The 24,852-nt window shown below is 66.1% G+C and carries 21 protein-coding genes; 6 read left to right on the top strand and 15 right to left on the bottom strand.

The annotated features are described in order from the left end of the window. Positions 1-28: 28 nt before the first annotated feature. Positions 29-250: a 30S ribosomal protein S18 gene (gene rpsR, locus KBY65_RS06645; RefSeq protein WP_006041316.1), complete on the bottom strand. Its 222-nt coding sequence runs from the start codon at positions 248-250 to the stop codon at positions 29-31. A 172-nt stretch (positions 251-422) separates the two neighbouring features. Continuing rightward, positions 423-617: a 50S ribosomal protein L33 gene (gene rpmG, locus KBY65_RS06640; RefSeq protein WP_094559626.1), complete on the bottom strand. Its 195-nt coding sequence runs from the start codon at positions 615-617 to the stop codon at positions 423-425. Between the two features lie 111 nt (positions 618-728). Here rpmG and pheT point away from each other — a divergent pair, with 111 nt between their 5' ends. Beyond that, the gene (pheT, locus tag KBY65_RS06635; protein ID WP_255000944.1) at positions 729-3,182 is read left to right on the top strand and encodes a phenylalanine--tRNA ligase subunit beta; all 2,454 of its coding nucleotides are present in this window, start codon (positions 729-731) and stop codon (positions 3,180-3,182) included. On the opposite strand, the gene rlmD is transcribed toward pheT, so the two are convergent. After that, positions 3,167-4,624, bottom strand: a complete 1,458-nt coding sequence (gene rlmD, locus KBY65_RS06630) for a 23S rRNA (uracil(1939)-C(5))-methyltransferase RlmD (RefSeq protein ID WP_233128472.1) — start codon at positions 4,622-4,624, stop codon at positions 3,167-3,169. The two genes, pheT and rlmD, sit on opposite strands and share 16 nt — an antisense overlap. Before the next feature lie 93 nt (positions 4,625-4,717). Here rlmD and KBY65_RS06625 point away from each other — a divergent pair, with 93 nt between their 5' ends. Further along, on the top strand, positions 4,718-5,212 hold the full coding sequence (locus KBY65_RS06625; RefSeq protein ID WP_094559628.1) for an allophycocyanin subunit alpha-B: 495 nt from the start codon (positions 4,718-4,720) through the stop codon (positions 5,210-5,212). Between the two features lie 1,036 nt (positions 5,213-6,248). On the opposite strand, the gene KBY65_RS06620 is transcribed toward KBY65_RS06625, so the two are convergent. Both KBY65_RS06620 and KBY65_RS06615 read right to left on the bottom strand, forming a co-directional pair. Continuing rightward, positions 6,249-7,286: a J domain-containing protein gene (locus KBY65_RS06620; protein WP_254987348.1), complete on the bottom strand. Its 1,038-nt coding sequence runs from the start codon at positions 7,284-7,286 to the stop codon at positions 6,249-6,251. Positions 7,287-7,288: 2 nt separating this feature from the next. Beyond that, on the bottom strand, positions 7,289-8,905 hold the full coding sequence (locus KBY65_RS06615) for a DUF3370 family protein (RefSeq protein ID WP_255000943.1): 1,617 nt from the start codon (positions 8,903-8,905) through the stop codon (positions 7,289-7,291). A 215-nt stretch (positions 8,906-9,120) separates the two neighbouring features. On the opposite strand from KBY65_RS06615, the gene KBY65_RS06610 reads away from it, so the two are divergent. Then, a complete protein-coding gene (locus tag KBY65_RS06610) occupies positions 9,121-9,315 on the top strand; it encodes a sigma factor SigF (protein WP_094561220.1) in 195 nt (64 codons plus the stop codon). Here KBY65_RS06610 and KBY65_RS06605 read toward each other — a convergent pair. From KBY65_RS06605 to KBY65_RS06585, 5 genes are all read right to left on the bottom strand, one after another. Next, on the bottom strand, positions 9,263-10,075 hold the full coding sequence (locus tag KBY65_RS06605) for a sigma-70 family RNA polymerase sigma factor (RefSeq protein WP_255000941.1): 813 nt from the start codon (positions 10,073-10,075) through the stop codon (positions 9,263-9,265). The two genes, KBY65_RS06610 and KBY65_RS06605, sit on opposite strands and share 53 nt — an antisense overlap. A 96-nt stretch (positions 10,076-10,171) precedes the next feature. Further along, on the bottom strand, positions 10,172-11,056 hold the full coding sequence (locus KBY65_RS06600) for an ATP adenylyltransferase (protein ID WP_233128673.1): 885 nt from the start codon (positions 11,054-11,056) through the stop codon (positions 10,172-10,174). Next, positions 11,019-11,963 carry a SpoIID/LytB domain-containing protein gene (locus KBY65_RS06595; RefSeq protein ID WP_254987351.1) on the bottom strand — a complete coding sequence of 315 codons (945 nt, stop codon included), beginning with the start codon at positions 11,961-11,963 and terminating at the stop codon, positions 11,019-11,021. The genes KBY65_RS06600 and KBY65_RS06595 overlap by 38 nt, the downstream gene beginning before the upstream one ends. Next, on the bottom strand, positions 11,963-12,919 hold the full coding sequence (locus KBY65_RS06590) for a PhzF family phenazine biosynthesis protein (protein WP_255000940.1): 957 nt from the start codon (positions 12,917-12,919) through the stop codon (positions 11,963-11,965). Before KBY65_RS06590 ends, KBY65_RS06595 begins: the two co-directional genes overlap by 1 nt. Next, a complete protein-coding gene (locus KBY65_RS06585) occupies positions 12,916-13,839 on the bottom strand; it encodes an NAD(P)H-dependent glycerol-3-phosphate dehydrogenase (RefSeq protein ID WP_255000939.1) in 924 nt (307 codons plus the stop codon). Before KBY65_RS06585 ends, KBY65_RS06590 begins: the two co-directional genes overlap by 4 nt. A 77-nt stretch (positions 13,840-13,916) precedes the next feature. Here KBY65_RS06585 and KBY65_RS06580 point away from each other — a divergent pair, with 77 nt between their 5' ends. Beyond that, entirely contained in the window at positions 13,917-14,684 is a 768-nt protein-coding gene (locus KBY65_RS06580; RefSeq protein ID WP_255000938.1) for an SDR family NAD(P)-dependent oxidoreductase, read from the top strand. Positions 14,685-14,712: 28 nt separating this feature from the next. Here the strand turns inward: KBY65_RS06580 and KBY65_RS06575 are convergent, their stop codons facing one another. Beyond that, positions 14,713-15,096, bottom strand: a complete 384-nt coding sequence (locus KBY65_RS06575; protein WP_233128669.1) for a DUF2237 family protein — start codon at positions 15,094-15,096, stop codon at positions 14,713-14,715. Positions 15,097-15,295: 199 nt separating this feature from the next. Here KBY65_RS06575 and KBY65_RS06570 point away from each other — a divergent pair, with 199 nt between their 5' ends. Beyond that, positions 15,296-15,523 carry a hypothetical protein gene (locus KBY65_RS06570; RefSeq protein WP_094561232.1) on the top strand — a complete coding sequence of 76 codons (228 nt, stop codon included), beginning with the start codon at positions 15,296-15,298 and terminating at the stop codon, positions 15,521-15,523. A 3-nt stretch (positions 15,524-15,526) separates the two neighbouring features. Here KBY65_RS06570 and KBY65_RS06565 read toward each other — a convergent pair whose 3' ends face one another. The 3 genes from KBY65_RS06565 to KBY65_RS06555 form a co-directional block, all read right to left on the bottom strand. Next, a complete protein-coding gene (locus tag KBY65_RS06565) occupies positions 15,527-15,799 on the bottom strand; it encodes a DUF4090 family protein (RefSeq protein WP_255000937.1) in 273 nt (90 codons plus the stop codon). Positions 15,800-15,869: 70 nt separating this feature from the next. Beyond that, positions 15,870-19,529, bottom strand: a complete 3,660-nt coding sequence (gene metH / locus KBY65_RS06560; RefSeq protein WP_255000936.1) for a methionine synthase — start codon at positions 19,527-19,529, stop codon at positions 15,870-15,872. A 5-nt stretch (positions 19,530-19,534) separates the two neighbouring features. Further along, positions 19,535-20,452 (bottom strand): branched-chain amino acid transaminase, encoded by a 918-nt coding sequence (locus tag KBY65_RS06555; RefSeq protein WP_255000935.1) that lies wholly within the window; start codon positions 20,450-20,452, stop codon positions 19,535-19,537. Between the two features lie 84 nt (positions 20,453-20,536). On the opposite strand from KBY65_RS06555, the gene cobN reads away from it, so the two are divergent. Next, positions 20,537-24,268 carry a cobaltochelatase subunit CobN gene (gene cobN / locus KBY65_RS06550; protein WP_255000934.1) on the top strand — a complete coding sequence of 1,244 codons (3,732 nt, stop codon included), beginning with the start codon at positions 20,537-20,539 and terminating at the stop codon, positions 24,266-24,268. A 23-nt stretch (positions 24,269-24,291) separates the two neighbouring features. On the opposite strand, the gene KBY65_RS06545 is transcribed toward cobN, so the two are convergent. Further along, positions 24,292-24,834 carry a hypothetical protein gene (locus KBY65_RS06545; protein WP_094561213.1) on the bottom strand — a complete coding sequence of 181 codons (543 nt, stop codon included), beginning with the start codon at positions 24,832-24,834 and terminating at the stop codon, positions 24,292-24,294. Positions 24,835-24,852 lie beyond the last annotated feature (18 nt).

Here is a 24,852-nt window from a genome sequence, read left to right as displayed (position 1 = left end):
GAAGGTTGCTGAGGCCAGCGGTCGCGCCTCAGCCTTCCGGATTCACAAAGGGCAGCAGGGCCACGATGCGGGCACGCTTGACCGCATTGGTGAGATCCCGCTGCTGCTTGGCGGTGAGGCCAGTGAGACGGCGGGGCAGGATCTTGCCCCGCTCGGTGATGAATTTCTTGAGCAGATCGACGTCCTTGTAGTCGATCGGATCGCCGGGCTTGATCGGCGACAGACGCTTTTTAAAGAAGGAGCTGGACATGGGTTCGAACGGAGGGAAAAACGAACTGGTGCCTAACCGTGCAGAGGCGTGACGGAGACCAAGGAAATCGGCTTCAAGCTGACGTTGAGTTGACGTTGAGTTGACGTTGAGTTGACGTTGGTGCAAGCGCAACCGAGTAATCGGAGCGCTAGGCGGCCAGGTCAGTTGAAGATCACTTGATTTCCTTGTGCGTCGTCGAGGCGTTGCAATGGGGGCAGAACTTCTTCAGCTCGAGCCGTTCGGTGGTGTTGCGGCGGTTCTTTTCGGTGGTGTAGCGAGACACACCTGGAGACCGCTTGGCGGGGTTGGACCGGCATTCCGTGCACTCAAGAGTGATCACGATCCGGACGCCCTTGTTTTTAGCCATGAAGGACGTTGCGCCGCTGGTGCGATGCGAGAGGACAAGTTGCCACCATACCTTCCGGCAGTTCCCCTGCCTGTTGATCTCTAGGATCCCCCTTCTTGAAGGGATGGGCTGATGCGGGTCTCGCTCCAATGGTTGCAGGAGCTGGTGACCGGCCCTGAGCAGGCCCTCGCTGTCGACGTTCTGGCCGAGCGGCTTTCGATGGCTGGCTTTGAGGTGGACGCCATCGACGACCTGGCGGCCCAGGCCCAGGGGGTCGTGGTGGGCTACGTGCGCGACCGGCAAGGCCATCCCAACGCCGACAAACTCAGCGTCTGCCAGGTGGATGTCGGTGCCGCGGAATCGCTGCAGATCGTCTGCGGGGCCGCCAACGTGCGGGCTGGCATCCACGTGCCGGTGGCCCTGGTGGGGTCTACTTTGCCCGCCGTCAATCTGACGATCAAGCCCGCCGAACTGCGTGGCGTGGCCAGCAGCGGCATGATCTGCTCCCTGGCGGAACTGGGCCTGAGCAGCGATGCCGATGGCATCGCCGAGCTCGATCAGCTGCTGGAGCAGGTGCCACCGGTCGGTAGCCCCGTGGGCCCGTGCCTCGGCCTCGACGACCAAGTGCTGGAGTTGGCCATCACCGCCAACCGCCCCGACGGGCTCTCCATGCTGGGCATCGCCCGGGAGGTGGCGGCCCTCGTCGGCGGACAGACCCACACCCCCGTGCCGGCTGGCGCCGCCCTTGACAGCCAGCCATTGCCCGTGGCCGCTGCGGATCTCGCCGCGATTGAAGCCGGCGGTCTGTTCAGCGTGACGGCCCTGGACGGCCTCCAGGTGGCCCCGTCGCCCCGCTGGCTGCAACAGCGCCTCGAAAAGGCCGGCGTACGCCCGATCAACAACGTCGTCGACATCACCAATCTGGTGATGCTGGAAACAGGGCAGCCCCTGCATGCCTTTGACAGCCAGCAGCTGGCGGCTATCAGTGCCACATCCGCCCCCCAGGTGGACGCCCTGGGCCTCAGGCAAGCTCACGACGGGGAGCCGTTCACGGCCCTGGATGGCAGCGAGCACCAGCTCAGCCCCGAAGCCCTGGTGGTGACCTACAGCGGTCGGCCCATCGCCCTGGCCGGCGTGATGGGTGGTGCCGAGGAAGCGGTCGGTGAGGGCACCTGCGCCATCTGGCTGGAAGCCGCGGTGTTTGCACCCCAGGCCGTGCGCCGCTCAGCCCGCAGCGTCGGACTGCGCACCGAGGCCAGCAGTCGCTTTGAGAAGGGCTTGCCCCGGGACAGCACCCTGGCAGCGGCCAACCGCGCCGTGGCACTGCTGCAGCAGCTCTGCGGCGCCAAGCTGGTCGGGCGCTGGCTGCATCAGAGCCCGCAGCTGGCCACCCAGCCCCTGCAGTTAAGGCGGGATGCCCTGCACAACCTGCTGGGGCCTGTGCAAGACGGAGACGCGTTCAGCGACCTCAGCGATGACCGCATCCTGCAAACCCTCACCGCTTTGGGCTGCAGCCTTGAGGCCGATGCCGACGACGAGGGTTGGCTGGTAACCGTGCCGGCTTCCCGTTCGATGGACCTGCAGCGGGAGGTCGATCTGATTGAGGAAGTGGCCCGCCTGGTTGGTTACGACCAATTCGCCTGCCATCTGCCCGATCCCCTCGAACCCGGCGGTCTGGACCCAGCCCAACAGGTGGAGCGCCGCTTGCGGCGTCAGCTCTGTGGGGCTGGGCTGCAGGAAGCCTGCAGCTTCTCCCTTGTTGCCGCTGCTGCAGGGCGCATCCCCCTGGCCAATCCCCTGCTGGCCGACTACGGCCACCTGCGCGACAACCTGCACGGAGAGCTGCTGGCGGCAGCGCGCCGCAACCTGCAAAGCGGCCAAGCCGGCTTCTGGGCCTTCGAGATCGGCCAGGTGTTCAGCACGGCGGCCGCCCAACCCGATCGCCAGCTGCTGGTGGGGGTGATCTGCGGGGAGCGACGCGGTGAGCGCTGGAGCAGCAGTGGCAAACCCCAACCGCCCAGCTACCACCAGGCCCGCGGCGTGCTGCAGCAGGCATTGGTGGCCTCGGCGATTCCCATCGAGGATCGGCCGCTGACGAGCCACCCCTTGCTGCATCCGGGCCGGGCGGCCGAACTGGTGGTGGAGGGCCGCCCCCAGGGTTGGTTTGGGCAGCTGCATCCTGAGCAGGCCGACGCGCTCGACCTGCCGGAAGCCACCTACGTGTTTGAACTCGAGCTGGCGGCCCTGCTCACCGCCGCCACGCGTCGCAACCGATGGCAACCCGCCTTTGCCCCCTACGCCACCGTGCCCGCCTCAGAGCGGGATCTGGCGGTGGTGGTGTCAGCTGAGATCCGCTCGGCCGACCTGCTGCAGGTGATTCGCAAGGCTGGCAAGCCCCTGCTGGAGCAGGCCGAGCTGGTGGATCGTTACGCCGGCGACCAGCTGGCCGCCGGCCAATGCAGCCAGGCCTTCCGTCTGCGCTACCGCGATCCCAAGCGCACCCTGATCGACGAAGATGTGGAACGGGCCCATACCGCCATTCGTTCCGCCCTGGAACAGCAGCTGGGAGCTCAACTGAGGGCCTGAGCCGCACCGGCTGTTGCACCCTGCGGTGGTGCCCCACGGTGCAACACGGCCAGCGTTTCAACGTGACTGGTCTGGGGAAAGAAATCGATCGGCTGGAGACTCGCCAGCTGGTAGTGGCAGCTCTCCACCAACTGGGCCAAGTCCCGGGCGAGGGTGGCAGGATCACAGCTGAGATAAAGGAGATGGGCCGGAGGATTCGCCACGATGGCCTGCAGGGTGGCGGGTTCGAGACCTTTGCGTGGCGGGTCGAGGAACAGCACGTCGCAGTGGGCAAGATGCTCCCCGAGGCACCCTGAAACCACCCCCGCCTCAAAGGATGCCCGTTCCCCCAATCCGTTCTCCTTGGCGTTGGTCTTGGCTTGATGCACCGCCTCCGGGCTGAGTTCGATGCCATGCACCTGCCACCCCGCCGCTGCCACCGGCAGGCTGTAGGTCCCGATGCCGCAATACGCATCCACCATCACGCCGGCCGGTAGGCCGTCGAGGGCCGCCAACACGAGCGGCACCACCCGTTCCGCTTGCTGGGTGTGCACCTGGAAGAAGGTGTCGGCCGAGATGCGCAGGCTGAGATCGCAGAACCGTTCCTCCACCCAGCCACGTCCGACCACCACCCGGGTCTCAGGGCCCAGCAGGGTATTGGTGGGGAGTGGTTGCAGGTTGAGGCACACACCCACCAGCGCGGGCCAGCGCTGCATCCACTGGGCCGCCAGGATCTCCAGGCCATCGAGCTCATCGTGACTGCTCACCAGGGTGATCAGCAGCTCGCCGCTGTGGCTGCCCAGGCGCAGCGCCAGATGGCGCAGACCACCACCCTCCTGGCAATCGCGATCGACGGGCCAGTCGCTGGACTCCAGATCGGCTTTCAACGGCGCGATCAAGGCATCCAGGCGCGGATCGAGCACCGGACAGTGGTTCATGTTGACGATCCGGTGGGTGCCGCGGCGGTAGAACCCCGCACGCAGGTGGCCGTCTTCACAGCGCTCCAGCGGAATGATCGCCCGGTTGCGGTACCCCAGGCCCTCGGGAGCTGCCAACAGGGGGGCCACTGGATGGTCGAGGTGAGCAATGCGACGAATGGCATCCACCACCTTCTGGTGTTTCCAGTGCTGCTGGCCGGCATCCTCAAGGTGTTGCAGGCTGCAGCCACCGCAATGCTCCGCCAGGATGCAGGGCGGCCGGCGCCGATCAGGAGCCGACTCCAGCACCTGCTCCAGCTCTGCCAACCAGTGGCGGCGGGCCTTGTGGGTCAGGCGCACCTGCACCTGCTCGCCTGGCAGGGCGCCGGCGACAAACAGCACCCGATCGGACAGCCTGGCCACCCCCTGACCATCGTGGGACAGGCCGGTGATCGACACTGTGACCCGGTTGCCGGTGGCCAGGTCTGGCTTGCTGTTGCTGATGTTGCTGCTGCTCGACGCCACGCCCGCCCGCCAATCGTTCACCCTACGCCGTGCAAAGGGGCGTTACACGTTGCAGCCAGGGAAGGGGTTCCTGCTGCGGAGTCGATACAGTGAAGCTCGCGTGTGGCCGCTGCGATGAGCGTCGTTCGGGATCTGATCCTCCAGGCAGATGATCAGCTGCGCTATCCCAGCGGCGGCGAGCTGCGCTCCATGGTGGAGTTCCTCAGCGGAGGGGCCGAGCGCCTTGCCGTGGTGCGGGTGCTCACCGACAACGAAAAAAAGATCGTCGACGAAGCGGCCAAGCAGCTGTTTCAGCGCAACCCCGACTACGTCGCGCCTGGCGGCAACGCCTATGGCCAAAAGCAGCGGGCTCAATGCCTGCGGGATTACAGCTGGTATTTGCGCCTTGTCACCTACGGCGTTTTGGCTGGCAGCACCGAGATGATTCAGCAGATCGGCCTGGTGGGAGCCCGCGAGATGTACAACAGCCTCGGCGTGCCGATGCCGGGCATGGTTGAAGCGATGCGCACCATGAAGGATGCCGCGATTGCCCTGCTCAGCACCGAGCAAGCAGCAATGGCCGGCCCCTACTTCGACTATCTGATCCAGGGCATGCAAACCAGCACCTGAACACCACCCGCCTAGCCTCCTTTCACCCCGGTTTAGCATCCGTCTCATCCGGGGCTCTTTATTGGACCCACTGAGAATCCCGAATGGGATTATTGAGACGCTGGCCGAAGCGAAGGCTGTCGTCGATCCGTCCATCACCGCATCCACTCCTGCGCCGACAGATGCGTGCGTGATCGGCGAGGAAGAGTCGGTGTTGCGAAGCGCGGTCGGCTCATCATCACGCTCACCCCTTCAAACCGAATGCGTGGATCTGGCCAGATCAAGAGCCCCAAGCCAAGGTCAGGCTGCCCCCACTTCCGTCTCAGGTTCTTCGCCTAAGACTTGTTTCTGGTCTCAGGCTAAGTCTGGCCTTGGTTAACCGAGAGAGGCGGTCGACTATCCGATGCCGCGGGCGTCACGCCACTCCTGCTGACCATTGTTCAAGCCGCGTACCTGCATTAGACACAGGTACTCGTAGTCGAAAAGCTTTATCATTGCTCGTCTTCATCACTGATTCGAGCCACTGGACAGCGTCCTATCCCCACCCTGGACACAGTCCATTGATCGTCGTTGTACCCAGAAACACCAGCCGGCATTCTGTAAAGGAGTATCTCCCAGGCTTGACCCAGGCAGAATCACTGAAATATTCAAGTCTCAGGAGACGGCATCCGAGATCAATGCTTGGACGCCAATGGAATCAGCACGCTCCGCGAGGCCCCACGGCCCTGGCGCGCGCAACTATTCGCCCGTCTGATCTGAGTCCGCATTCAAGACTCAAAACAGGACACAGGCGAGACCACCAATTCGCCATTGGAGCGATTTCGTGGTAAACAAGATGGAGAAGCCCGCACGAGCAAGGCTGAGCAGCGCAACCGAGCAGCAGAACGCATTTCCTGGATGAGTCTTATGTAAAGACCAATTTTGCGTCGCAAAAGAGTCTGCTGCGCAACTGCCGATCGGCCCGGCGGAGCAAGGGTCACTCAGGAGCTCCTACTGATCTCACTCAAGACCCATCTATAGTCTCAATGAGTGGCTCTCACGAGCCATGCGAGACGCATTAATGATTGCGGTACAACTCCTTGAGAAGTTGGTAGGCCTCATTCAGCCGGCGCATCGTCTCTTCGCTGCCGCCGGAATCGGGATGGTGGCTCATTGCCAGGTCGCGATAGGCCTCGCGGATCTCAGCCAGGGTGAGTCGATGGCCCGGAGCGGTGGGTAACTGCAACAGCTTGAGCGCCCCGTGCAGGGTCATGGTGTGCTCGAGGGTCTGGAACGATGTGCCTTTGCGTCGCTTGCGGAAGCGATGCACAAAGCGACGAATCAGGGTGGGCAGTCGCACCTCCAGGGTGGACGTGCTGAAAGGATCCTCCAGCAGACCGGCCATCACCATCACCCGCTCAAAACTGGCGGGCTCGTGCCCCCAACTGGGCGCCGTGTTGGCCACCACCTCGCAGGCCAACGACCAAGTGAACGGTCTGTTGTCACTTTGATCACTCTGGGCCCAGATGTCTTGGGCTAACCAGACCATCGCCGCTTCCAACACGGCGTCATTGGCATCCTTTCCGTAGAGCTCGATCCAGTGGTTGCGGGCCCGCACCAGGGCCCTCTCCACCATTTCTCCACCCACATGGGGCAGGGGTTCGACGGACGCTTCAACGGTTTGCTGGCGCGGCTGAAGACTGCGCTTGAGTTGATCCGACTGGCGCCTCACAAACCCCGGCAGGTCGATCCCGCCCGAACGCGGCGGAGCGCTGACGCGCATCGTCTCCCCAAGGGGGAAGTCGATGTCTTCCAGATCGAGGCAGAGCTCGCCCCCCGAACCTCGGCTGACGAGCACCAACGCACCCTGCTCGTTGAATGTCGACGCATGATCGGCATCGCCAGAGGCAAGCGTGCCCTTGGCAGAAGCCTGATCAGCCGCCAAGTCGTTCTCCCCATCCTCATTGCTGGGGAAGAGTTCTTGCAGCAGGCGCTCGACAATGTCACCGCGACTGCGCAGGCCCCACTCCGCCTTGAGGCCGTCAATTTTCCCCAGCAGCTCAACCGGGAGCTCCAGGCTGAACCGACGACGTTGGGGATCACCTGGGGAAGCCATCCCTAACGGTCCATCAAGCTGCGCATCATTTGTTGTTGCGCCTCAAGCGCTTGCTGATAGCGATCCACCAGCGACGGGTTCAGAGGTGACGACGAGGCCCCAGCGGCGGAACGCGGTGACAGGATCGCCGGCGGTGGTGGTGGCGGTGGATTGGACCGTAACGGCGGTAGGCCCGGCAGGGGGGTCTGAAGGACAAGCGGGGGCATCCTCTCCGCTGGATCCGCGTCAACGCCAGTGGGATCGGGGACAGCGGGAGGGATCGGAATCAGGGCGGGAGCGGTGGTGGCTGCGGTGCTGCGGGCAATCTCGAGCTGGCGCTCCTGGTTTTGCACCATGGTGAGTTGGCTTGCAGGAACCACACTGAGCAAATGGCCGGGTGTGGCATCCGCGGGATAAACCAGGCTCACACGCACCGGATTGGGAACTCCAGGCCGCAGGTTCAAGGTTGTGAGGGCAACACTCTGGCCGGAACGCAGGCCTGCGTGCATTTCCTGCAGCCCATCCTCAGAACGCACCTGAAAGGATCCCCGAAACGCGGTGAACGGCTTACTGCTGCCGGTGCTGGAGGGGTGGCTCAGCACCAGCTCGTAGGGACCGGACCCCTTGAGGTTGAGATCGACGTCAAAGCGGACCCCGTAGGTGCCGACGTTGTCCAAGGAGGAGTCGACCATGCGGCTCACCAGCGGATTCACTTGCACCTCTCGGGTGCCGAAGTTGTGGCGGTGGGTGCTGGTGAGGGGCACATGCAATGGGCCCTGCTGGGTCAGATCATGGTCGAGGCTGGCCCCGTAGCCATCGCCAATGGCAACACCACCCACTCGGGAGAACACACGCCGCCTATTGATATCAGCGATCCGATTGAGATAAACGCGGCCTGGGGCTAAGCGACCCCGGTCGAGCACAGCCAGCACATCCCAATCGCTTTGGGGGTTTTTGGCCGCCACCACCGCCATTTGGAAGGGCCCATCACTGCGTCCCTTCAGCAGGGCATTGGCGATGCCCAAGGCAGGCAGTTGGGTCTGGAACAGCACGATGCGGCTGCGGGCCGGAATGGTGATCTCCTGGCTGAGTTTGGAATCGAGGCGCCCCCGCAGAACCTGAATGGCGGTGGCATCACCCGGCCCTGTGTTCCACGGCCTTGGCCCCAACGGCCTCACCCCCATTTTGTACTGCTGGAGATAGGGGGCTTCAAAGCTGTTGCGCACCGCTCCGTTCTCAAAACGGATGTGCACAGGACGTGCACCCGGGTTGATCAGAATCAGACCGAGGGTGAGTTTGGGACGCCTCGCCGAGGCTGAAATCTGGCCACGGTTGGGAGGGAAGTATTTGTGGTGCATGTGCACGCCAAACTCCCCGTTGAAGGTGTACTCAGCGTTGCGCAGGGGTTGGCCAGTTTCGGAGGCATAGGCATAGCCAGGGGCCGTATTGATCAGGATGCCGGCGCCCTCCACCTCCTCGGGTTGGTTGGAATGCAGCACCGGGACTTTGTTGAAGCTGCCATTCAGGGGGCGGGCCTGCTGTCCAGCCATCAGCGCCACATAGGCGGATGCCGGCTGCACCTGAAGCAGCACCACAGGCACTCCCAGGGCAGTAGCCATCAACCAGGGGAACGGACGCATGCGAGCTCCGTGACCGACTCCCCCCACGCTGGAGGGCTGAAACGACTGGGCTGAAGAATCAATGGAGTGCCTTCCCAATGGACGCGAAAGGCCTGTTGCAAATGGGATACAGAGGCTTGTCCAAAGGTGTTTCAAGGCCATTGCTGGGGAGGAAACACGACACTCGGGTGACCCGCGCAGCTCGCTAGAACCTTTGGGCACTCTTCCACTTTCTCATGCTTCCCCCCCTGGGCTGCTGCGGCATCGGCGACGAAGGAGGTCGCGACAGCTGGCGGCGCCATCAGCATCGCAAGCTGCGCATGCTGCAGTTCTGGCGTGATGGTGTGGAGCGCCAGCTGGCCGCCGTCAACGCGGCGATCAGCACGCTGGAGCAACAGATGCAACGGGATGCGGCCTCCGCCGAGAGCTGAGTTCAACTGCTGCGGGAGGGGTTAGCGTCGCCCGCAGCAACGCCAGGCCCCGCTTCAGCCGACGCTGCACGGTCATCGGGCTCACCTGCATCCGGGCCGCGGTGCGCCGATAGGTCCAACCCGATAACACCACCTTCTGAATCACCTGTCGCACGCCAGGCTCAAGGTTCAGGAGTTGCCGCTGCAGGAGCTCCCGCTGCTCCTCTGGCTCTTGGTCCAGGTGGGATTCATCCTCAGCCAAGCCGCTGCCTAGACGCCAAAGGGCCAAAGGCTCATCTCCTCCGGGCTCAAAGGTCATGGGGCGTCCCATCGCCTGGCCCCGCAGCAGATCTTGCCACTGGGTTGGGCTTAGCCGCAGAGCCATGCGCAGATCGGTTGCACTGGGCTCTTGGCCGTGCTGGGCACACCAGCTCGCTCTGAGTTGTCGCAGCTTGTCGTGCAGCTCCATCTGGCGACGGGGCAAGCGCACCACCAGAGCTGAATCCCGCAGGTAGTGGAGAATCGCGCCGCGGATGTGCGGCCTGGCAAAGGCTTCAAAGGGTGTGGTGGTCTGGGGCTGGTAGAGCTCCGCAGCCCGAAGCAGGCCGAGCAGGCCCACCTGGACAAGATCGTCGAGAGGTTCGGGGCAACGGCGGCCGTAGTGGACAGCGATGGGCGTAACCAGTCCGCGGTAGAGGTTCACCCGCTGGTTGCGTTGTTGCAGGGCCCGGCGTGACAGGTTGCCGGTGGGGTGGCTTGGACGTTTCGTGTGGTCGGTCATGGGTCAGTGGTCGTTCGACAAGGGGCCGCAACCCCTTCCTTTCCAACCAGCCCCAGCCGCATCGGCTTTGGCAACCGAGAAATTACGGAACGGCGCTCAACGGATCGGCAGCGGCGCACTGGCCACCGCCTGCAGCAAGGCCCAGGGCCCTTCCCGTGCCAGCCAGCTGAGATCGGAGCGCTCGGTGCACAGCAGATAGCCCGCAAAGGCCAGGGCGTTGAGGCTGAAGCCCGCACAGTGCTCCTGGCGGCGCCGCACCGTTAGCAACCAGTGATCGTCGAAGAGCAGGTTGTAGGGATGGAGGGGCTGGGGGTCGTGCTGGGGGCAACCCAGGCCCAGCTGCGCCGCATGCTCCCGGTACAGGCCCTCCAGATCGCTGTTGCCTAGGGGATCGATTCGCCGACTCAGCCGATAGGCCCAGGGCATCGGCGCGGCGCCAGGCATCGACTCCCCTGGGGGCTCCAGTTGGGCCGCAAACAGCGCAGCAAGGGGGCAACTGGGTTCTCCGGCATGGCGTGGCAACACTTGAAGATGCCGATGGGGTTGGCTGGCACCAGCGGCGGCGCAGCTGTTGAAGAACCACAACCCCCCCGTATCCGCGTCAAGCTCTGCCACGGCCTGCCAGTCGACGGCTGTCAGCCAGCCGGACTGGGGCTGCCAAGCCTGGGTGATCAGCAACAGGTGGCCCGGTTGCACGGGGTATTTGTTGAGCAGCACCACATGGCTGGATCCCAGACGGTCCACCTCCAGGGCTGGTTCCCAGGGGAGGAAGGGGTTCGGCTTGGGCCCCCCACCCCGTAGGTGTTTGGGGGTACGGCTGAGCAGACGGCGCAGCACAAAAGGCTCCAGCTCGGGGGCCTGTACCACTTCTGTGGCCAGGGGCACCAGGGCTCCGCAGCGCTGGGCCTCCCCGCAACGCTCCAGGGCCCGCTGCCAGGTGCGCTCAGCCCGCACCGGCCTTGAGACGGGCCAGAGATGCACCCTGGTAGTAGTGGCCAAGGATCTGGTTGTAGCGGTAGCCCTGTTGAGCCAGATCCTGGGCCCCGTGCTGGCTCATGCTGGCGCCGAGATGGCCGTGGGCTTCCAGGCTGATCTGGCGGTTGGCGGCGTAGAGGCTTTCGACGATGGCGCCCTGGTAGCTGAGAATCAGGCCAGCGGTGCTGGCGGCGGCCTGGCGGGTGCGGTTGTTGCTGCTGGAGAGGCCCTTGTAGGCCTGCCAGCGGGTCGTATCGCCCAGGTGCCAATGACGGTTGGCCGGGCGAGCCATGTGGGCCAGGGCATAGGAGCGAGCGGCCACGGCCTGGGCCCTGAGGGCCTCCATCGACCAGCTGCTGGGCATCTCAGCCCCCACCACGGCGGCGATGTAGGTCTCCAGAGCCAGGTGGTTCACCAGCCGCGGGCCCTCGGTATCGCGGATCAGCCGCAGCCGGCCGCCGTAGGGGCGTCCATTGACCAGCAGCGACCCACCCTTGGTTTGCAGCCAAGCCTCCGGGCCTTGCTGCCACACCTTGGCCAGATCAACCCGACTTTCGGCATCTCCTTGCTGCAGCAGCTGGCCATCTCGGCTCAACAACTGCCAGGGGCCAGGTGCCGTCAGATCCGGTGCCGCACCGGCGCTGAGCAGGGCGACGCGTATCTCCAGATCCACGCCCGGCCCCGCTTCGGGCTCCACCAGACCCACGCTGGCTGCGCTGCCCTGCGCGGGTGCACGACGGGCCTCCAGGCGCCGCAGCTGCTCCGCCGCGGTGGTGGTGTCGGCGGCCGGTGGTGGTGAGTCGATCAGGGCATCCAGCAGCTCGCCCTGGGCGGCGCCATAGGGCCGGGGCACCAGGCCCTGGGCCGCAAAACCAACCGCCACCGCCGCCACCGCCATGGGGCCCGCCAGCATCAAGCGAGGGCGCACAGGGACGACCAGGCCTCGGCTCCGGAGCCATCGGCGTGCACCCGCAATGTGCCGTTCCACAGGAGATGGCCCGTACCGCTTAGCCGGATCATGCCTGAGGACGCCGGTTCGCACACCACCTCGCAGACCATGCCGCCGGGACGCGGGGAGCATTGCCAACCCACCACGGAGCTGCGGCCCAGCCGCTCCAACCAAAAGGGCGCCACCAGGGCGTGGGCCGAACCGGTCACGGGATCTTCATCGATGCCCAGTCCCGGCGCGAAAAACCGCAGTTGGTAATCGGCTGGTTGACCCAACACGGTGGGGGGCGGCTCGGCCGGATCGTCGGCACAGGCCTGCATCAGCACCAGGCCAGCCCGATCTGGACCCTGGAGCTCCCCGGCAAGGCCCGCCATGGCCTGCAAGGGCGCAGCCGGCAGCAACGCCACGCGATACCCCATGCTCGAGGCCCAGTAGGCCAGCGGGGTGACACCCAGATGGGCCTGCAGGAGCCGAATCAGCGGCGGGGACGGTTCGGCCGGCAACAAGCCGGCACTGGGGAGCACCAAGCGTCCCGAGGCACCACCGGGGTCGAGCGCCACCGCCAGGGGGCCGCTGCGGCTGAGCAGCTCAACCTCCTCGTTGGGACCCAGCAGCTGCCAATGGCCCAGGGCCAGAAGGGCCGCCAGGGTGCCGTGGCCACAGAGGGGCACCTCGCACCTGGGGGTAAACCAGCGCAGGCACCAGCGGTCCTGCTGGCGCAGCAGAAAGGCCGTTTCCGATTGGTTGAGGCTGCGGGCGATGCCCTGGAGGGCCTGGTCACCCATGGGCTCGTCCAGGAGCACCACGGCGGCACCATTGCCGCAGCAGGGCCCATCGGCAAAGGCCTCCACCAGCACGGCTGGCCGCTGCACCAGGCCACGAACCAGCTTCGGCTCAACCCGTGGGGGGCTGCTGGTCATGGCTGGGCCCATTCCGGCCGCAGATCGCGCTCCATCAGGGCGCGCACCGCATCCGCCGGGGTGGCGGCGCCATCGAGCACCTGCACCACCTGCTCACAGATCGGCAGGTGCCAGCCCTGGCGAGCGGCCAGCTGGAGGGCCGCCCGGGCGGTGCGGGGCCCCTCCACGGTGGCGGCGATCTGGTCGTAGGTCTGCTCCTCGCTGCATCCCTCCGCCAGCAACAGGCCGCAGCGGTAGTTGCGGCTGAGGCGACTGGTCGCGGTTGCCAGCAGATCGCCCAACCCAGCGAGTCCGTAGAGGGTGCTGGTGACCCCACCGAGCCCCTCCAACACCACGCCGATTTCGGCCAGACCGCGGCAGAGCAGCGAGGCCTTGGCATTGGCGCCCAGGGCCAGGCCGTCGGAGATGCCGGCCGCCACGGCCATCACATTTTTGAGAGCACCGGCCGCTTCGGTGCCAATCGGATCGCTGTTGGTGTAGAGGCGCAGGGCCCGATCGCTCAGCTGTTGCTGCAGCAGCTGGGCCAGCGCCTCATCAACACTGGCCACCACACTCGCCGCTGGCAGCCCCTGCTGCACCTCCGTGGCGAGGTTGGGGCCGCTCAACGCTGCTAGTGGTGTGCTGGGCAACTGGGCGGCCCAGAGCTGGGTGGCCGTGGTCAGCTGGGTGAGGTCCAGCCCCTTGCTGCAGCTCAGTAGCGGCAGGCCTGCGGGCCAATGGGGGCCAAGCTCCTGGGCCAGGGGCGGGACGCCAGCCATGGCCACTGCCGACACCACCAGATCCTGCTGGCTCAGCAGATCCACAGCGCTGCCGCCGTCGCGCCGGGACCAACCCGACACCGTGTGGCCCTGGCGCTGCCAACGCTCCGCCAGGGTCTGCCCCCAGGCCCCCAAGCCCAACACAGCAATGCGAAGCCCCATCGGTACCTGTGCAGCAGGCCATTTGGCGCTGCCATCATGCGCCAGGGCTGAGGTCGTGTCGCCAGTCCAGGATTTGCGTGTCTTCAGCTCCCCCTTGCCCCAACCCCCTGCACGCCTGGCAGGGCAGCGCCCTGGTAGTGGGCTGTGGCGGCATCGGGCAGGCGCTGCTGCAGGAGCTCACGCGGCGAGCACCTCAGCTGCAGCTGCTGGGGGCCTCGCGCCGCGACTGGCGACGAACGGGGGATGTCAGTTGGCAGGGCGTGACGCACCTTCCCCTGGATCTGGTCGACGACGGCAGCCTGGCCCAGCTGGGTCCCACCCTCGGAGCCTTCCCTCCCCTGCGGCTGGTGATCCACACCGCCGGATTGCTCCATGGGCCTGGCTTGCAGCCTGAAAAACGCCTCAGCCAGGTGAGCCGTGCTGCCCTGGAGCAGAGCTTTGCGGTGAATGCCTTTGCGCCCCTGCTGCTGGCCCAGGCCGTGGATCCCGCCCTGCCGGCCCAGGCCCCCTTTCACTTCGCCAGCCTTTCAGCCCGGGTGGGCAGCATCGGCGATAACCATCTGGGCGGTTGGTACGCCTACCGGGCCGCCAAGGCCGCCCAGAATCAGTTGCTGCGCACCTTGGCGCTGGAGTGGCGGCGCAGAAAGCCCCAGGGTTGCGTGAGCCTGCTGCATCCGGGCACCACCGCCACGGCCCTCTCCAGCCCCTTCCAGGCGGGTGTTGCGCCAGAGAAGCTGTTCAGCCCCGCACGGGCCGCCAGACAGCTGCTGGACGTGCTGGAGGGGCTCACGCCGGAGCAGAGCGGCCAGTTCTGGGCCTGGGACGGCCAACCCATCCCCTGGTAGGCGGTGGTGCCGGGCCAGAGCGCCAGCCTCAGGCTGCGTTGGCCTGCAACAACTCCAGCGGAATCACCTCCAGGGCTGTGTTCTCCGTGGCCTCCAGACGCACCGGCGGGGCCATGCCGTCTTCGTAGGCCTCAAGCCAGCGCGGGGCGCAGACGCACCAATGGTCGCCGGGCTTGAGGCCGGGGAAGCCGTAGTCCGGAGCCGGGGTGCTCAGATCGTTGCCCTGGGCCTGGCTGTAGCGCAGGAAGGCTTCTGTCACCACGCAGCAGACGCTGTGGCGACCCAGGTCGGCCGCATTGGTGCGGCAATGACCATCCCGAAACCACCCGGTCATCGGCTGACAGCCGCACACCACGAGGGGTTCGCCCAACACGTTGAGGTCGGGGCTGGGTCCGGCGCTGAACTCGCTCACGGGATGACGTTCTCTGGGGCGGTGGCCCAAGTCTGGCCAATGGTTCGCGCCGTTGCAGGGCCTTCGAGGCGCGTCGAGACCCAAAGGTTCCAAGGCAACACACCGGCACAAAGTTGGCCAGGGTGGTTGACGGATTCCGGGGGGTAGGCGTTAAAGGTCGGTGAGCGCGTTCACCTTGTTTTTCAGCGCGGCCCCCTTCATGAGCTGGGAATTCACCGAAGATGCGGCCTTTCTGGCCCTCTGCGACGCCTACAAAGAAAGCGGTGAACCCTCCGCCATGGAGTTCCTCGCCCACGGCGAAGGGGCCTTCCATTTCCAGGAACTCACCCAGAACGCCGCCGGCGAGGGCATCGATCTCAGCGACTCCTCAAATCTGGAGGAGTTTCAGCAGGAGGTGATCGATACCCTTGAGGACATGTGCAGCTAGAGCTCAGGAGTAGAAGAAGGCAATCTCCTTCGGCTTGAGTCCTTCCCATCCCGCAGCCTGCAATCGAGCATCGAGGGTGGCCTGATCAAAGTGCTTGGAGCCCGTTTTCACGATCCGGTTGCGCATCGATTTCTTGACGCCACTGCGGGCACGCTGGCTCTCCAGGTCCATCACCTCCGTGTAGAGGGCCACCATCTCGGCGGGGATCGGAGTGTCGTCGAGGTCGATCCCCGCGGCGATGGCAGCGTCAACGCCGCCGGGTCCGGCAATGGCCATGGCCGTGCTTCACAAGAACGATCAGGCTAGAAGGACCCACACGCGCTCCCAGGCCAGAACGGCCTTGTTTTCAGGCCGAGAAGTAGCGGGCCTGGCTGTGCAGCGCCACCAGAGCCGTGGTGCTCTGCTCCGGCTCCAGCTGTTCGCTCTCGTCCATCGACAGCCCAATGCGATCAGCCCCGAGCCAGGTGAGCTGCTGGCGGGAGTCGGCCACATTCGGGCAAGCCGGGTAGCCGAAGGAGTAACGGCTGCCGCGATAGCGCTGGGCCAGCACATCCCGCAGCGGCATCTCGGCTGGATCGGCGAAGCCCAGCTCGCGGCGAATGCGGGCGTGCACCCACTCCGCCAGGGCCTCCGCCATCTGCACTCCCAATCCGTGGAAATACAGATAGTCGCTGTATTGATCCGCCTTGAACAACTCCTGGGCGAAGCGGGTGGCCCGTTCCCCCATGGTCACGGCCTGCATCGGCAACACATCGGTTGGCCTCGCCGCGCCATCGGCTCCCACGGCGAGATCGCGGTAGAAATCGGCGATGCAGTAGCGGTTGCCGGAGCGCTGGCGCGGCAGCGCAAAGCGGCCGAGCTCGCGTCCATGCTCAACGGGGTCGAACAGCACCACCGCATTGCCGCTGCGACCACAGGGGAAGTAGCCATAGGCCACGCGAGGCGACAGCAGCCCTTCCGCCAGGCAACGCTGCTTCCACTGCTGCAGAACGGGCTCCGCCTTCTCGGCCAGCATGGCGTCGTAGTCGCTGCGGCTCTGCTGCTGGGTTTTGCGCAGCTGCCATTGGCCGGCGAACAGGGCATTGCGATCGAGGTAGGCAAACACCTCCTCCAGATCGATCTGCTCCTCGGTCAACACCGCACTGCCCCAGAACGGTGGCTCCAGGGCGGGCTCTTCAGGCACGGCCTCGGAGCGCTCGTCGTTGGGGGCGAGCTCCGGTGCCGTGCCCGCGGTGGCGGGCTCGGCTGGAGCCACTGGCTCCGTGCTGCTGGCCGGCGCATCTGCAGCATCACTGGCTGCCAGGCCCAGGCCTTCCGGGATCGGCCCCAGGAAGCCCTGGTGATCGTTCCAGACATCGGCGGCCTTGGCCTCCATCAATGCATCCATGAAGCGCAGATCGGCAAAGGCGTCGCGCCCGTAGATCACCTGCCCGTTGTAAGCGGCGCGGCAGTCGCCGTTGACGAAGCGGGGCGTGAGGGCGGCTCCGCCGAGGATCACCGGCACAGCGATGCCGGCCTTGTTAAAGGCCTCCAGGTTGTCCTTCATGAATGCCGTCGACTTCACCAGCAAGCCGCTCATGGCGATGCAATCGGCCTGGTGTTGTTGCTGGGCCTCGATGATCGCCTCGCAGCTCTGCTTGATGCCGAGGTTGATCACCTCGTAGCCGTTGTTGGTGAGGATGATGTCGACAAGGTTCTTGCCGATGTCGTGCACGTCACCCTTCACGGTGGCGATCAGAAACTTGCCCTTGGCCGAGCTCTCCCCTTCAACCGTCTCCATGTGGGGCTCAAGCTGGGCCACGGCCGCCTTCATCGTTTCGGCGCTCTGCAGCACGAAGGGCAGCTGCATCTGGCCGGAGCCGAACAGGTCGCCCACCACCTTCATGCCATCGAGCAGGAAGGTGTTGATGATCTGCAGGGGCGGGTAGGTCTGCAGCGCTTCATCGAGTGAGGCTTCCAGGCCGATGCGTTCGCCATCAATGATGTGCTGCTTGAGCCGCTCCTCCACCGGCAGGTCCGCCAGGGAGGGTCCTGAGGCCCGGGCCTCCTTGGCACTCACGCCCTCAAACAGGGTGGTGAGCACCGTCAGGGGGTCGTAGCTGCAGATTGCGCCCGGCTGGTCGGTTTCGAAACGGCGGCGGTCGTAGATCAGGTCGCGGCAGACCTGCTGATGTTCCGCACTGATCTTGGCCAGGGGCAGGATCTTGGCGGGGCTCACGATCGCCGCATCCATGCCGGCTTCGCAGCAGTCGTGCAGGAAGACGGAATTGAGCACGATCCGCGCCGCCGGCGACAGACCGAAGCTCACATTGCTGACCCCGAGCACCACGTGCACTCCGGGCAGATCCGTGCGAATGCGTCGGATCGCCTCCACGGTGGCCGCACCATTGAGGCGGTCCTCCTCGATGCCGGTGGAGATCGGCAGGGCGAGGGGGTCGTAGAAGATCTCGTGGGCGGGAATCCCGAACTCGAGGGCATCGCGATAGGCCCGCTGGGCGATGGCAAACTTGCGCTCCGCCGTTCGCGCCATGCCCTCCTCATCGATGGTGCCCACCACCACACCGGCGCCGTAGGCCTTGGCGAGCTCCAGCACCTTGAAGAAGCGTTCATCGCCGTCTTCGTAGTTGGTGGAGTTGAGGATGCACTTGCCCCCGGCCACCTTGAGGCCGGCCTCCATCTTCTGCCACTCCGTGGAGTCGAGCATCAGCGGCAGGTTGACGTTGGTGACCAGACGGCTCACCAGCTCATGCATGTCCCGCTCGCCATCGCGACCGACGTAGTCGACGTTGACGTCGAGCACGTGGGCGTTCTCCTTCACCTGGCCCCGGGCCACGGCCACCAGGCCATCCCAGTCTTCTTCAGCCAGCAGCTCGCGCACCTTCTTGCTGCCACTGGCGTTAAGCCGCTCGCCGATGATCAGGAAGGAGTTGTCCTGGTGATAAGGCGTGGTGCCGTAGATCGAGGCGGCTGCAGGCTCTCCCTGCAACAGGGGTCGCGCGTGCTGGCTTTCGGGGGTACGCACCGGCCTGGGCGCCGCCTGCAGCTCGGCCGAAAGGTCTGCCAGGGCGCCGATGTGAGCGGGCGTGGTGCCGCAACAGCCGCCGATCACCTGCACCCCGAGGTCTTCGACGAAGTGCATCAACTGCATCTTCATCTCCACCGGCGTCAGCCGGTAATGGGCCACTCCGCCGATGTTCTCCGGCAGGCCGGCGTTGGGGATGCAGCTCACCACAAAGGGGCTGTGCTCGCTCAGGTAGCGGATGTGCTCCTTCATCTGCTCCGGGCCGGTGGCGCAGTTGAGGCCGAGCACATCAATCGGAAACGGCTCGAGAATCGCCACCACAGCGGCGATGTCGGAGCCCACCAGCATTGTGCCGGTGGTCTCCATTGTCACGCTCACCATCAGCGGCCGGCGTTGGCCGGTTTTGCTGAACGCGGCCTCAATGCCCTGCAGCGCTGCCTTGATCTGCAGCACGTCCTGGCAGGTTTCGACGATGAACAGGTCGACGTCGCCAGCCAGCAGCCCTTCGGCCTGCTCGGCGAAGGAGGCCTTCATCGTGTCGAAATCGACGTGCCCCAGGGTCGGCAACTTGGTGGTGGGCCCCATCGAGCCGGCCACAAAGCGGGGCTTCTCGGGGGTGGAGAAGGCATCCGCCATCTCGCGGGCCAGTTCGGCAGCGCGCTGGTTGAGGGCAAAGGCCTGATCGGCGATGTCGTATTCCGCCAGCACCAGGGAGGTGGCTCCGAAGGTGTCGGTCTCGATCACATCGGCACCCACCTCCAGAAACTGGCGATGCACCGCCTGCACCGCATCCGGGCGGGTGAACACCAAGACTTCGTTGCAGCCCTCCAGCGCTGGACCGCCGAAGTCGTCGGCGCTCAGGTCCATCTGCTGCAGCGAGGTGCCGGTGGCACCGTCGAACACGAGCACGGGCCGCTCGGGCGCGTGCAACCGCTCCAGAAAACCCATCCTCTGTCCCACCCGGGGTGCCACCGCCGTGCCCATCTCGCTCAACCGTCCACGCGGATCCGTGTCACCCAATGGTCATAGGCGGGATCGCGGCCCTCCGTGATCGCTGTGAGGCGCTCGCGAATCGCCTTCATCACCGGCCGATCGCTGGGCAGGTCAGTGGATTCGACGCGACGCACCGGGGTGACCTTGGCGGCGGTGCCACTCAAGAACACCTCATCGGCAATGAACAACTCGCTCTTGTCGACGGGGCGTTCCAGGGTGGGGATGCCCATCGACTTGGCCAGCTCCAGCACGCTGGCGCGGGTGATGCCCTCAAGGATGTCCTGATCAACGCCGGGGGTGATTAACACGCCATCGCGCACGATGAACAAATTCATGCCGCTGGCTTCGCTCACCTTGCCGCGGCTGTTGAGCAGCAGGGCTTCATCGAAGCCACTCTTGACCGCCTCCGTTTTAGCGAGGGAGCTGGTGATGTAGGCGCCGCTGATTTTGCCGCGCAAGGGCAGGGAACGATCTTCCTGGCGGGTCCAGGAGCTGATGCGGCAACTCACTCCCTCGGGGGAGAGATAGTCGCCCAGCTCAAGCCCATAGATCAGGAAGTCGGTTTCGATGTTGTGCAGCCGTGGGGCGATCCCCAGGTCGCTGGTGTAGACAAACGGCCGCAGATACACCGGGCAGGTGGGCTTGTTGGCCCGCAGAAAGACGCCGATGGCGTCGTGAATCGTCTGCTCCGGCAACTCGGTGAGCAGCAGCCGGGCGCTCTGGCTGAGGCGCCGGGCGTGTCGGTCGGCGCGGAAGAGCAGGATCTCAGCGGGGTCACTGGGATTGGGCAGGGCCCGCATGCCCCCGAAGGCGCCGGTGCCGTAGTGCAGGGCATGGGTGGCCACCGACAGAGTGGCTTCGGCAAAGGGCACGCATTTGCCACCAAACCAGGCGTAGGGCAGGAACTGGTGCATGGTGGGGCGAAGCGGGCGGAGCTGAGGCGTCGGCCGGAGGCCGTGATGCCCCGATCTTCTCACTGCAGCAAGCAGGATGGGGCCATGCATCGCTTGGCATCGGTACCGGGAGGAGGGGAGGCAGCCGATGTCGGTGCCCTGGTGGAGCAGCCCCCCGCACCGGTGCTGCTGCTCAGCAGTGCCGACACCGACCTGCTGGCCATCGACCAGTTGCTGACGCAGGAGCCGCAGCTGTTGGGGACCGAACTGCGGGGCCTGAACCTCGCGGCTCTGGCCCATCCCGCCCAGATCGACCACTACCTCAGCTCCACGGTGCGCCATGCCCGGCTGCTGGTGGTGCGGCTGCTGGGTGGGCGGGGCCACTGGAGTTATGGACTGGAGCAACTGCAGCTCTGGGCGGCAGCCCAGCCAGACCGCCAGTTGCTGGTGCTGGCCGGCACGCCGGAGGAGGAAACCGCCCTGGCCGAACTGGGCACGGTGGCGCCTGAGCTGGCGGTGGGCCTGGCCCAATGCTTGCGGGAGGGCGGGCCGGCCAACCTGCGTCGCTTGCTGGTGTGCCTGCAGGGGCTGCTCGATGGCGAAATCCCGCCACCACCTTGCGCCGAGCCCCTGGCCGATCCCCTCCCCCACGACTGGCGCGAGGAGCCGGGAGCACGGGTGGGGGTGATCGCCTACCGGGCCCTGCTGCAAGCCGGCGACCTTGCGCTGATCGAGGCCACCCTCGCGGCCCTGCGGGGGGCTGGTCTCTGCCCGCGGGCGCTCTGGGTGAGTGGGCTGCGGGATCGGGCCGTGCAACGGGGCGTCGCCGACCTGTTGCACCAGCAAAGGGTGCAGGCGGTGCTCTGCAGCACGTCGTTTGCGTCGGTGCAATTTGAGGAGGCCGGTTTGGGGGCTCCCCTGTGGGAGCAACTCGGGGTGCCGGTGCTGCAGTTGCTGTGCAGCAGCCAGCCCCGTAGCCAGTGGCAGGCCAGCAGCATTGGCCTGGGCCCCATCGACCTCAGCCTGCAGGTGGCTCTCCCCGAACTGGATGGCCGGCTCACCACCCGCATCGGCGCCTTCAAGGAGACGGTGGGGGCCAGTGAGCGCCTGGCTTCAGCCCTGCAGCGCTACCAACCAGACCTGGAGCGCCTGGCCTGGATTGCCCAGCTCAGCGCCAATTGGATTCGCCTGCGGCAGACCCCAGCCAGGGAGCGGCGCATCGCGCTGGTGCTGGCCAATTACCCCGCCCGCAACAGTCGCCTGGCCAATGGCGTGGGGCTCGACACGCCGGCCTCCACGGCCCTGATGCTGCAGTGGCTGGCCGAGGTGGGCTACCAGCTCAGTGAGGGCCTGCCCAGCAGCGGCGAAGCCCTGATCCAACAGCTGCTGGCCGGCCGCAGCAACGATCCCGAAAGCGAACACCGCCCGCCCCTGGCCCTGTTGCCCCTGGCCGACTACCAGGCCTGGTATGCCGGACTGCCGCGGGAGGGACGGGAGCTCCTGGAGGCCTGCTGGGGGCCACCGGAACGGGATGCGGGTCTGGTGAGCGCCCCCGGCCCTGGGGCCGCGCTGGGGTTCCCGATCCGCGGACTCCAATTGGGCCATGTGGCCGTGCTGATCCAGCCGGAGCGTGGTTACGACCGCGACCCCGCCCTCAGCTACCACAGCCCCGACCTGCCCCCCACCCACGCCTACCTGGCCCAATACCTGTGGCTGCGTCAGACCTTTGGGGCCCATGCCGTGGTGCACGTGGGCAAGCACGGCAACCTGGAGTGGTTGCCCGGCAAGGGTCTGGGGCTCTCAGACCAGTGCTTCCCGGAGTGGGCCCTCGGGCCGCTGCCCCATCTCTACCCCTTCATCGTCAATGATCCGGGCGAGGGCTCCCAGGCCAAGCGCCGCAGCCAGGCCGTGATTCTCGACCACCTCACCCCACCGCTGGGTCGCGCCGGGCTGCACGGCGCCCTGCAACAGCTTGAGGTGCTGCTCGACGAATACTGGGAGGCCAGCCAGCTGGGCAGCGAGCGGGCCGCACCGCTGCGGCAGACCCTGGCGGAACAACTGGAGACCCTGCAATTGCCCCTGGGCACCGCCGCGGAGCTGGATGCGCGCCTGGATGCGGCTGATGGCTACCTCTGCGAACTCAAGGAAGCCCAGATCCGGCTCGGGCTGCACACCTACGGCACCCTGCCGGAGCCCCAGCGGTTGGCGGAGCTGCTGCTCTGCCTGGTGCGCTGCCCCCTGGCCAACCAACCCGGCCTCACCCAGGCCCTGGCCCATGACCTGCAGCTCAGATTCGACCCCTGGGCCGATGCCGATGCCACGGCGCTCGAACCTGGCGACCAGCTTCGCCTCCAGGCCGCTTTTGGGGGTGAGTCGCCTCGCCTGGTGGGAGATGGCGTGGCTTTGCTCGAGCGGCGGGCCCTGGCGCTGGTGGAGCAGGAGCTGCGGGAGGACGGGCCAGGGCCAGTCGAGGCCGGTGAGCTGGGGCCAGCCGTGCAGCAGGCCTTGCAGCATCTGCGTCAGGCCGTGCTGCCACGGCTGCTGGCCTGTGGCGCCGCTGAGCGCGAAGCCTTCCTGCGGGGGCTCGACGGGGAGCGCATCGCCGCCGGGCCCTCCGGAGCCCCGACCCGAGGCCGGCCCGATCTGTTGCCCACCGGCCGCAATTTCTACAGCGTCGATCTGCGCGGCCTGCCAACGGAGGCCGCCTGGGACCTGGGTCGTCGCAGCGCTGAACTGCTGCTGGAGCTGCATCTCCAGGAGCAGGGGGAGCACTTGCAGACCCTGGCCTTGTCGGTGTGGGGCACGGCCACGATGCGCAATGGCGGCGAGGACATCGCCCAGGTGCTGGCGTTGCTGGGCGTGCGGCCGGTGTGGGATGGCCCCACCCGCCGGATGGTGGACCTGGAGGTGATCCCCCTGAGCCTGTTGGGTCGGCCGCGGGTGGATGTGACCCTGCGAATCTCGGGGCTGTTCCGCGACGCGTTCCCCCAGCTGGTGGGCTGGGTCAACCGGGCGACAGCTCTCGTGGCGGCGCTCGAGGAGCTGGATGCCGACAACCCGCTGGCGGCGGCCTGGCGGCGGGACGGTCACAGCGCCCGGGTGTACGGCTCAGCCCCAGGCGCCTATGGGGCGGGGCTGCAGGGCCTGATCGACAGCGGCCAGTGGGAGCAGCGCGGCGACCTGGGCGAGGCGTTTCTCAACTGGAGCAGCTGGCGCTACGACAGCCAGGCGGGCATTCCGGGCCAAGCGGGCATCGAGGCCCAGGCCGATCGGGACGGCCTCGAGCAACGGCTGGGTGCCGTCCAGGTGGTGTTGCACAACCAGGACAACCGCGAGCACGACCTGCTGGATTCCGACGATTACTACCAATTTCAGGGGGGACTCAGCGCCGCCGTGGAAAAGATGTCGGGGCAGAGGCCGGCCCTTTGGTTTGGCGACCACTCCCGCAGCGCCCGGCCAAAGCTGCACCGCCTGGAGCGGGAATTCGACAAGGTGCTGCGCAGCCGCGTGCTTAACCCACGCTGGATCGAGGCGATGCAGCAGCACGGCTACAAGGGCGGCTTCGAGATGGCTGCCAGCCTCGACTATCTGTTTGCCTACGACGCCAGCACCGGCCGGGTGCCCGACTGGGGCTATGGGGCCCTCTGCGACCAATGGCTGAGCGATCCCGCCGTGCTCGCTTTTCTAGAGCGGAGCAATCCCTGGGCCCTGCGGGACATGGCCGAGCGGCTGCTGGAGGCCCACAACCGTGGGCTCTGGGACGGCGCACAAAAAAACCAGCTGGAGCATCTGCGCCAGCTGGTGTTGGAGAGTGAAAGCTTGATCGAACAGAACTGAGCTGAGCCAGCTGAGCGAAGCACTCAGCTGTTGAGATCTCTCACCATCTGCTTGAACGGATCGATGGCACCGGCCTTGCCGGTGGGCTGCTGGCTGATCTGGGGTTGGGCCTGTGGCTCGGCCTGCACCTGCTCCTGCTCCTTCTTGATGGCGGCAGTACCCCCGGGCACATTCACCCCAAAGGCCGTTCCCTTCATCCGTTGATCCAGCTCCGCCTGGGACATCGTCTGGGCGAAGGTTTTCTTCACCGGCTTGGGGATGCCACCGGTGAGGTTGATCGACTCCTGCTGGCTGGTCTGGCCGCCAAGGCCTTCGGACATCTTCTCGAGCTTGGCCTCCATCGAGGCCACCTCAGCCACCATCTCCTTGTTGCCGGGGCTGTCGACGGTGCCGGGGAAGGTGCGGCGGATGGTGTTGGAGCGCCGCATGAACTCGACATTGCCCATGCTGCTGGAGGCGTCGGCATCGAGGAAGAAGGTTTCGGCCTCCTTCTTCGGCTGGGCGGGCACATTACCGTTGTTGGTGTTGCCGCCACGGGCGGCGAACAGGCGATCAAACAGACCCATCGGCTGGCACGGGAAAGC

This window comes from Cyanobium sp. Alchichica 3B3-8F6 (assembly GCF_024346435.1).
Taxonomy (GTDB): Bacteria; Cyanobacteriota; Cyanobacteriia; order PCC-6307; family Cyanobiaceae; genus Cyanobium_A.
This window is presented reverse-complemented; position numbering and strand designations above follow the sequence as displayed.